The 8,961-nt window shown below is 62.7% G+C and carries 11 protein-coding genes; 9 read left to right on the top strand and 2 right to left on the bottom strand.

Going from position 1 to position 8,961, the window contains the following annotated elements:
- Nucleotides 1–561: aminotransferase class I/II-fold pyridoxal phosphate-dependent enzyme (locus tag VNZ93_RS21880; protein ID WP_325710323.1), on the bottom strand; the 561-nt coding region annotated here is incomplete at its 3' end.
- Between the two features lie 434 nt (nt 562–995).
- On the opposite strand from VNZ93_RS21880, the gene VNZ93_RS21875 reads away from it, so the two are divergent.
- From VNZ93_RS21875 to VNZ93_RS21865, 3 genes are all read left to right on the top strand, one after another.
- Nucleotides 996–1,631 carry a glutathione S-transferase family protein gene (locus tag VNZ93_RS21875; protein ID WP_325710320.1) on the top strand — a complete coding sequence of 212 codons (636 nt, stop codon included), beginning with the start codon at nt 996–998 and terminating at the stop codon, nt 1,629–1,631.
- Between the two features lie 147 nt (nt 1,632–1,778).
- Nucleotides 1,779–2,060, top strand: a complete 282-nt coding sequence (locus VNZ93_RS21870) for a hypothetical protein (RefSeq protein ID WP_325710318.1) — start codon at nt 1,779–1,781, stop codon at nt 2,058–2,060.
- A 121-nt stretch (nt 2,061–2,181) separates the two neighbouring features.
- A complete protein-coding gene (locus VNZ93_RS21865; RefSeq protein WP_325710314.1) occupies nt 2,182–3,309 on the top strand; it encodes a PQQ-dependent sugar dehydrogenase in 1,128 nt (375 codons plus the stop codon).
- A gap of 15 nt (nt 3,310–3,324) precedes the next feature.
- On the opposite strand, the gene VNZ93_RS21860 is transcribed toward VNZ93_RS21865, so the two are convergent.
- Complete coding sequence (locus VNZ93_RS21860) at nt 3,325–3,675, bottom strand: DMT family protein (protein ID WP_325710311.1); 351 nt, start codon at nt 3,673–3,675, stop codon at nt 3,325–3,327.
- Between the two features lie 154 nt (nt 3,676–3,829).
- Between VNZ93_RS21860 and VNZ93_RS21855 the strand changes: the two genes are divergently transcribed.
- From VNZ93_RS21855 to VNZ93_RS21830, 6 genes are all read left to right on the top strand, one after another.
- Nucleotides 3,830–4,636 carry a hypothetical protein gene (locus VNZ93_RS21855; protein WP_325710308.1) on the top strand — a complete coding sequence of 269 codons (807 nt, stop codon included), beginning with the start codon at nt 3,830–3,832 and terminating at the stop codon, nt 4,634–4,636.
- A gap of 184 nt (nt 4,637–4,820) precedes the next feature.
- On the top strand, nt 4,821–5,414 hold the full coding sequence (locus VNZ93_RS21850) for a L,D-transpeptidase (protein ID WP_325710305.1): 594 nt from the start codon (nt 4,821–4,823) through the stop codon (nt 5,412–5,414).
- A 131-nt stretch (nt 5,415–5,545) separates the two neighbouring features.
- Nucleotides 5,546–6,520: a tripartite tricarboxylate transporter substrate binding protein gene (locus VNZ93_RS21845; protein ID WP_325710303.1), complete on the top strand. Its 975-nt coding sequence runs from the start codon at nt 5,546–5,548 to the stop codon at nt 6,518–6,520.
- Nucleotides 6,521–6,533: 13 nt separating this feature from the next.
- Nucleotides 6,534–7,055: a heme-binding protein gene (locus VNZ93_RS21840; protein ID WP_325710300.1), complete on the top strand. Its 522-nt coding sequence runs from the start codon at nt 6,534–6,536 to the stop codon at nt 7,053–7,055.
- Between the two features lie 214 nt (nt 7,056–7,269).
- A complete protein-coding gene (locus VNZ93_RS21835) occupies nt 7,270–7,773 on the top strand; it encodes a hypothetical protein (RefSeq protein WP_325710297.1) in 504 nt (167 codons plus the stop codon).
- 177 nt (nt 7,774–7,950) lie between these two features.
- Nucleotides 7,951–8,961 (top strand): ABC transporter ATP-binding protein (locus VNZ93_RS21830; protein ID WP_325710296.1); only part of this gene is annotated, 1,011 nt, incomplete at its 3' end.

The raw sequence follows: 8,961 nt of genomic DNA, 5'->3' as shown, positions 1-8,961 counted from the left end.
CACCTCGTCGCGGGTATAGGCCGCGCCGGTCGGGTTCGACGGCGAGTTGAAGATCAGCCACTTGGTCTTGGGCGTGATCGCCTTATCGAGCTGCTCCGGCGTCAGCTTGAAACCGGTCTCCATGGTCGTCACGACCGACACGGGCGTACCGCCGAGCAGCGCAACGATTTCCGGATAGCTGACCCAGTACGGCGCCGGGATGATCACCTCATCGCCCGGATTGACGGTCGCCATGAGCGCGTTGAACAGCACCTGTTTGCCGCCGGTGCCGATGATGATCTGCGAGGGCTTGTAGTCGAGCCCGTTCTCGCGCTTGAACTTGGCAGAAACCGCAGCCTTCAGTTCCGGGATGCCGTCAACGGCGGTGTATTTCGCAGCCTTGCCGCCCTCGATCGCCTTGATGCCCGCCGCCTTGATGTTGGCCGGCGTATCGAAATCCGGCTCTCCGGCGCCGAGGCCGATCACGTCCCGGCCGGCGGCTTTGAGCGCACGCGCCTTGTCGGTCACCGCGATGGTGGCGGACGGCTTGATGCGGGCGAGCGCGTCGGCGAGGAAGGCCATAATGGCAGATCTCCGGTTGGCTGAATGGGTCTGATCCGAGGGATTGCAGGGGCTTGGTAATGCCCATTTTGCTGCGCTGCAAGCGACATTCGGTGATGGTTGCATCAAGCCGGGAAATGGCCCGACCCGCATTTCACCGGGCCGAGTTCTCGCGGCCGGCAGCGTTGCTGAAGGCGGGCCGGCGCGACGAGGGATGTGCTTTCAGCACCGTCCGTGGATGCCCGCGGTCACACACAGCACGTCTCCAATGAAGCGATTGTAAGAATCACGACACGTTTATTTCGCTGCACCGCAGTGTCACGCAACGAACGTCACTTTGTGATGAAGTGCCGCTCTGCGGCCTTGCATTGGCCGGGCTTTTCTTCTTGTGTCCGGCACCGTCATGTTATCCGCGAGGGGACCGCGTTCGAAAAACTGAAGTGATGGAGCCTCGGATGTACACACTCTATTCGATGCAGCGCTCGGGGAATTGCTACAAGGTGCGTCTGGCCCTGGCGCAGCTTGCGATCCCGCATGTGCTGGTCGATGTCGACATCCTGAAAGGCGAAACCCATACGCCGGACTTCCTCGCCAAGAATCCGAGCGGACAGATTCCGCTGCTGGAAATCGAACCCGGCCGCTATCTCCCCGAATCGAATGCCATCCTGTGGTTCCTGTCGGAGGGCTCGCATCTCGACGGTGAAACCCCGCTCGAGCGCGCGCACATCCTGCAATGGATGTTCTTCGAGCAGCACGCGATCGTGCCGAATATCGGCGCGGCCTATTTCTGGCTCTGCCTCGTGAAGGGCGGGCGCGAACTGCAGCAGCATGCGCTCGACGACTGGATGGAGGAAGGTCAGCGTTCGCTCAACCTTCTCGACAAGCGCCTGGCGCGCAATCGCTTTGTTACTGGCGAACGCTACTCGGTCGCCGACATCGCGCTGTATGCGTATACGCATCTCGCCGAGCAGTGCGATTTCGACCTGCGGCCGTTTCCGGCGTTGCGCGACTGGTTCGCGCGCGTGGTCGCCCAGCCGCAGCATATCGCGATGGATCATCGGCCGGAGCAGCTACGGGTCGCGGCGGAGTAATCGGCTCTTACCCGTTGAGAGGCTGTTAACGATTTGTCACCAAATCGCCATCAGACGGGACGGCTTACGCCGCTTTCCAGCCGGGGCGCAGCCCGTTTTCCATACGATTTTGCCTCCGGGGCTGATTCGCTCTGTTGGAGCAGTGCCATGACGAGGGATCGGATCGCCGGGATCGGATTCCACCACCCTGATCGCAACGCCCGGCCGTTGACGAAACGCAAGCTGGCTTTCGCGCACCTGCTGATGACCGCCGTGCTGGTCATCTGCATCATCGTCGCTGTAACGGCGGTCGCGATCGGCTCGGCGCGCGCGGACGCCTTGAGCGCACTCGCGGACGGACGCGAGGGCATGATGCCGCTTGCGGTTCTGGCCGGGCTCTTGCTGGCCGGGATGGGCGGGATCACGACCGCGCTTCTGCGGCAGCCCTGATCGCGCTCTCGGCCAATCCTACGACACCTGTGATCGGGAAGCATTGCGGCATTCCGGCACTCTATCGGAACGCGGTCCGCGCTCTTACCGTTATGCTTGGTCGTTGCGGAGAGCGGTGAGCATGAAAGCCTTTGGGGTCGCGGTGATCCTCGCAGCGGCCTCGCTGCCGGCTCAGGCGCAACAGACATTCAAATCCGACACGGGCGATATCCGTGTCGTGACCGTGGTCTCCGGGTTATCCCACCCATGGGCGCTCGCATTTCTTCCCGACGGACGCATGCTCGTCACCGAACGCGGCGGCCGCATGCGGATCGCCACACGCGACGGCAAGCTCTCGCCACCACTCGACGGCGTGCCGAAGGTGCTTGCGCAGAACCAGGGCGGACTGCTCGATGTCATCGTCGACCGCGACTTCGCAAACAACCGCACGATCTTTTTCTGCTATTCCGATCCCGTCGAGGGCGGCGGCGCGCAGACTGCGATGGCGCGCGCAAGGCTCGATACCGGCGAGTCGCCCCGGCTGACCGAGGTGCGGCGCATCTTCCGGCAAGAAGGTCCACCCTCTCGCGGCCTGCATTTCGGTTGCCGCATCGTGCAAGCGCGCGACGGCAATCTGTTCCTCACCACCGGCGATCATTTCGGACCGCGCGACCTCGCGCAGACACTCGACAACCATCTCGGCAAGGTGATCCGGATCGCGCCCGACGGCTCGGTGCCGAAGGACAATCCGTTCGTCGGAAAGCCGGGCGCAAAGCCCGAGATCTGGAGTTACGGCCATCGCAACAGCCAGGGCGCGACGCTGCATCCGGTAACCGGCAAATTGTGGATGCACGAACACGGCCCGCAGGGCGGCGACGAGATCAACATCCCGGACGCCGGCAAGAACTACGGATGGCCGGTGATCGGCTACGGCGTCAATTACGGCGGCGCCACGATCCATGAAGGCACGCACAAGACTGGCATGGAGCAGCCGATCCGCTACTGGACGCCGGTGATCGCGCCATCGGGTTTCACGATCTATACCGGCGACCTGTTTCCGCAATGGAAGGGCAATGCCTTCATCGGCGGATTGCGCACATCGATCCTGGTGCGGCTCGAACTCGATGGCGAGAAGGTCACGCGCGAAGAGCGCATGCTGCGAGGGCTCAACGAGCGCATTCGCGATGTGCGCACGGGTCCGGACGGCGCGCTCTATCTCGTCACGGACAATTCCGCAGGACGGATTCTTCGGCTCGCACCGGCCAAATGATTGCGTCTTGAGCAATCACCATTTGTGGAAAATGAAATAGGCGCCGACTGCGATGAAGGCGAAGCCGAGCGCATAATTCCAGGTGAACGGCTCCTTGAGATAGACCACCGAGAAGCCGGCAAACACGATCAGCGTGATGACTTCCTGGATCGTCTTGAGCTGCGCCGTCGAGTAGACCTCGCTGCCCCAGCGATTGGCGGGCACCGCCATGCAATATTCGATGAAGGCGATGCCCCACGCGACGAAGATCACGACCAGCAGCGGCTGTTCCTTGAACCGCAGATGGCCGTACCAGGCGAGCGTCATGAAGACATTGGAGCCGAGCAACAGAAGGATCGGCAGAAGATAGGGAGATGTGAATGACATGCGGCGACCGGTTGGCGTGAACGACATCCGCTTCTAGCATTGGATTCTCGAGAGTGCGCCGCCCGGAACTGACGGGAAAATGATCGTGCGGGCGCCGTACGCCCGTCGCATTTCCATGCCCATGCCCTTAGAGTCGGCTGTTCTCTGGAGAACCATGATGCGCCACGCGATTTCACGTCACGCGATTCCCCTCGCCATTGCCCTTCTCCTCGCTGCGCCGTTTGGCGCACAGGCCCAGCAGAAGCAGCCGCCCCAGAAGGGCCCGCCTCCGCCTGCTCCCGCCAAGCCTTACACCGCAATCTCCGTGAAGGTCCCCGGTCCGGTCAGCGATCCGAGCTTCGAAGCCTTCCGCAAGCAGCTCGGCGAAGCCGCCGCGAAGAAGGATCGGGCAGCCTTGTCGACAATGGTGGTTGCGCAGGGCTTCTTCTGGGAGGGCGAAAAGGGCGACCAGGCCGACAAGAAGAAGTCCGGCGTGGACAATCTCGCGACGATCATCAGCCTCGCCGGCAAGCAGCCGGTGGGCTGGGACATCCTGCAGGGCTACGCGATGGAGCCGACCGCAACGACCTTCCCCGGCAAACAGGGCGTGATCTGCAGCCCGGCCGACCCGCAATTTGACGAGAAGCAGCTGGAAGAGGTTGCCAAGTCCACCGGCGCCGATCCCGGCGACTTCGCCTACCCACTCAATCCCGAGATCGAGGTCCGCGCCGCCGCCAATGCCAAGGCCCCGGTGACCGAGAAGCTCGGCATGGTCCTGATCCGGATCATGCCCGATCCCAAGCAGGCAGCCCCCGCGCAGAACGAGGTGCCGCTGGTGCGGGTCGTCACGCCGTCGGGCAAGGTCGGGTTCGTCTCGGCCGACGTCCTTGCCCCGCTCGGAAATGACCAGCTTTGCTACGTGAAGGACGCCAGCGGCTGGAAAATCACGGGCTTCGTCGGCACCGGCCCTGGCCAGCAATGAGGCTGATGATGGCCGGCCGCGCACCCTCGGCGGCCGGCTGATTTGCCGGACAGTGGCAGTAGTATCGCACCACTCGGAGAGCCGGCGCTCGCGACCTGTTGAGCGCCGGCTGTATTGAATTTCGCCACATATTTTGGTCAGAGTTGCGCCAACATCGTTACTTTGGGGAGCCGGGGTTTCCGACATGAATTGGATGCGTTTGCTGGCTGTTGCCGGCGTGGCCATGGCGTGTGCATTGCCCGCCCCGGTCGTTGCACAGGGCTCGATCCCGTCACCAACAATCAACGACCGCGACCCCGGGGTGGACGGCAATCAGGGCTTCGTCCTGCCGTACGAATACCGGCGACAGGCGGTGTTTTACCGGACGCACGAGGCGCCGGGCACGATCATCGTGAATACGCATGACCGCTTCCTCTATCTCGTTCAGGGCGACAACCGCGCGATCCGCTATGGCGTCGGCGTCGGCCGGGACGGCTTCCAGTGGGGCGGCGTCCACCGCATCACTCGCAAGCAGGAATGGCCCGACTGGACTCCCCCGCCCGAGATGATCGCGCGTCAGCCCTATCTGCCGCGCTTCATGGCCGGCGGCCCCGGCAATCCGATGGGCGCCCGCGCGATGTATATCGGTTCCACGGTCTATCGCGTGCACGGCACCAACGCCCCGGAGACCATCGGCCACGCCGTGTCGTCCGGCTGCTTCCGTCTGGTCAACAGCGAGATCGAAGACCTGTACACGCGCGTGCCGGTCGGCACGAAGATCGTCGTGCAGCACCGCTGATTTTCGTGCTGTCAAAAAACAGAATTGCGAAAGGCCGCCGCTCCGGCGGCCTTTTCTTTTTGCGCTCGCCGATCGTTGAGGCATGATCGCTGTCGAAACGGCTGCTTCAGTCAGCCGATCGGGAGGACATCATGTCTGTCATGTCAGCGCGCTGCATCATCGCAGCTTCACTTCTCGCCTTCACTGCGCCCGCCATCGCGCAAGACAGCTATCCGTCCCGGCCGGTGCGCATCATCGTCGGTTTCGGCGCCGGCGCTTCCGCGGACAGTGCCGCGCGTATCGTGGCGCAGAAACTCGGGCAGTTGCTCGGCCAGCAATTCATTGTCGAGAACAAGCCCGGCGCAGGCAGCAATATCGCTACAGAATTCGTCTCTCAGGCGCCGAAGGATGGCTACACGCTGTTGATGGGAACGGTGGCGAACACCATCAACACCACGCTCGCGCCGCAGACCCGTTTTGATTTCGCGCGCGACTTCGCGCCGATCGCGCCGCTCGTCGTCTTGCCGAATATCCTCGTCGTGCATCCCGACACGGGCGTGAAAAGCGTTGCGGAACTGATCGCGCTCGCGAAGTCGAAACCGGACGGTTTGTCCTTCGCATCCTCCGGCGTCGGCACCTCACCCCATCTGTCCGGCGAATTATTCAACCAGATGGCAGGCGTCAAAATCGTTCACGTCCCCTATCCCGGCAGCGGACAGGCGGTCAGCGACCTGCTCGCAAACCGCGTGCAGGTAATGTTCTCGCCGGCTGCGACCGTTTTGCAGCATGTCGAGAAGGGATCTCTCCGGGCGCTGGCTTCGTCGCAGCTGAAGCGCACGAAAGCGGCTCCGCAATTGCCAACCATGGACGAGGCGGCACTGAAGGGCTTCGACACCGGCTTGTGGTTCGGGCTGCTCGCACCAACCGGGACGCCAAAAGACGTGATCGACAAATTGTCGAAAGCTACGAACGAAGCGCTGAAATCGCCGGACGTTGTCGAAACCCTTTCCAAACAAGGCATGGACATCCTTGGCGGCACGCCGGACGAATTCGGCAAGCTGATCGCGGTCGAGACTGACAAATGGGCAAAGGTGGTGAAAGCCTCCGGCCTGCAGAAGACAAACTGACACGGATAGACACATGAAACTGAGCGCAAAAGCCTGCCGGCCTTTCTTCGACGCGGTCGAGGAAAAATCGAAAGAGATGGGCGTTGCCGTCACCACCGCCGTGGTCGGGCCGGAAGGCAACCTGATCGCGCTCGAGCGCATGGACGGAGCCGGCTTCATCACGCCCGACACCGCAATCGCCAAGGCCTACACGGTCGCAGCCTTTCGTTCGATGAGCCCGCGCTTCCCCGACGGTCTTGTGATCCAGCAATGGTTCAAGGAGCGCAATCCGCAACTGATGGCGAACGCGTCGGTCTTCACCAACGGCAAGATCGCGGCGTCCGGCGGCTCGCATCCGATCTTCCACGGCAACGAGATGATCGGCGCCTATGCCGTGAGCGGTGCGACCTCCAATCAGGACGAGGAGATTGCCGACTATGCCCGCAACAAGGTCGGCTGGGCGAAGACCGCGGCGGACGACACCGTGAGTGAGGGCGTGAAGAAGCATATCAACGAGCTTTACGAGAAGGCCGGCATCCGCGATCGCAAGCTGTGATCCGGTGGTCGTTTGATTCAAACATTCGCAAAAGGGCCCGCCGTGAAAAGGATGCGAATGTTTGAATCGGACCACTAGCATGTCTCCGACAATTTGATCGATTGCGTTAGTGCGCGTGTCACCCTTCAGGCAATTCGGTCTCACGTCTTAAGCGCGGTTAAGGTGCGTCGCGGTATGAGCATGCCACTTTGCTCCCGCCCCCGTGACGATCCTCATGCTTCCCTCCCTGATCAAATCCGTTCTGCCGCATCGATTCCTCTATCCGCAGCGTCGTCGCTTTCGCGACCGTACCGTTGCGCAGACCAGGAGCGGCGCTTCGACGATACGGCTGTTGAGTTTCCTCATCGGCGGGCTTTTGCTTGCCAGCGCGGTGATGTTGCTGTCGGAGATGTTTCGCTCACCTGCACCCGAGACGTCGGACCCCACGCAGGCTCTGCGTCACGCCGCAGCGGTTTCGACAACCGACGGCCGCGCGGTGACGGAACTGCCGGACGATCCGCCCGCCGAACGACACGCCGTCACGGCACGCATCGATCCAGGCTGCGCCGCCTTTGCGCGCGAAAAGCTCAGCACCGCTCTAACCAATTACTATCTGCAGCGCCGGCTGCGTCCCGGTGCCACGTCGGATGACGCCGCCGAAATATCGTCGCAGACGGTGGTGCTGGCCGGTCCGGGTGACCCCGCGGCAATGACACCCGAGACGTCCTGCAACGGCTGAAATCCGAGCGCCTGGCGGAACCGGATGACGCGCCACATCCTGTCAGCTTGCCACTGACGGGGCGGCAGCGCTCTGACGCCTTGCTCCCGACATGATGCGGGCATAGCTACGTCCAATCCGATAATATCGAGCTGCAGGCGGCGTCATTGCGCCGCCTTTGCTGTCTGTGGACGCGCCATGTTCAGGTGGTTTGAAAGAGCGTTGCAGCCGACGGTGCTGCCGGACAATCCGGAGCCGCCGCCGACGCTGATCGCCTTCTACTGGCACTTCGCACGCCAGGCGAAAGGGCTGTTCGCGGCGCTGTTTGTCACGGGCTTCATCGTCGCTCTGCTCGACATCACCATTCCGGTCTTCATCGGCCGCGTCGTGACGCTGGTGACGGCCAGCGACCCGACCGCGCTGTTTGCGCGATCCTGGCACCTCCTCCTCGGCATGGCCGTGGTGCTGGTTATCGTCCGGCCGCTTGCTCTCACCGCGCAGAACATGGTCGCCAACCAGGCGATCGCCGCCAATGTGACGAACCTGATCCGCTGGCAGAGCCACTGGCATGTGGTGCGGCAGAGCTGGGCGTTCTTCCAGAACGATTTCGCCGGGCGCATCGCCAACAAGGTGATGCAGACAGGCCCCGCGATCCGTCAGAGCCTGGTCTCGATGATCACGGCGGTCTGGTACATCCTCGTCTACGGCACCAGCGCAATGCTGCTGCTCGCGGCCGCCGACGTGTGGCTCGCCGTTCCGATCCTCGTCTGGTTCGCGGGTTACGGAATCCTATTGCGCATTTTCGTGCCGCGCATGCGCGATACCTCGGTCGAAGTGTCTGAAGCGCGCTCAATCATGACCGGGCGGATTGTCGACACCTACACGAACATCCTCACGCTGAAGCTGTTCGCACGCGCGCGCGAGGAGGATGCCTATGTGCGCAACTCGATCGAGACGCATACCGGGCTGTTCCACGCGTCGCTGCGGCTCAACACGCTGTTCACGCTGACGCTGGCGACGCTCAATGCTGCGATGGTGGTGACGGTCGCGGGTCTCTCGATCTATCTGTGGACGCAGGGCAAGGTGCAGGTCGGCACGGTCGCCATGGCGCTGCCGCTTGCGTGGCAGATCGTGAACATGGCCGGCTGGGTCGCCTACCAGATCACAGACATCTTCGAGAATATCGGCGTGGTGCAGGAAGGCATGCGC

It is taken from the genome of Pseudorhodoplanes sp., assembly GCF_035565795.1.
Taxonomy (GTDB): Bacteria; Pseudomonadota; Alphaproteobacteria; order Rhizobiales; family Xanthobacteraceae; genus Pseudorhodoplanes.
The sequence above is the reverse complement of the archived record's forward strand: the minus strand, read 5'-3'. Positions and strand labels throughout refer to the sequence as shown.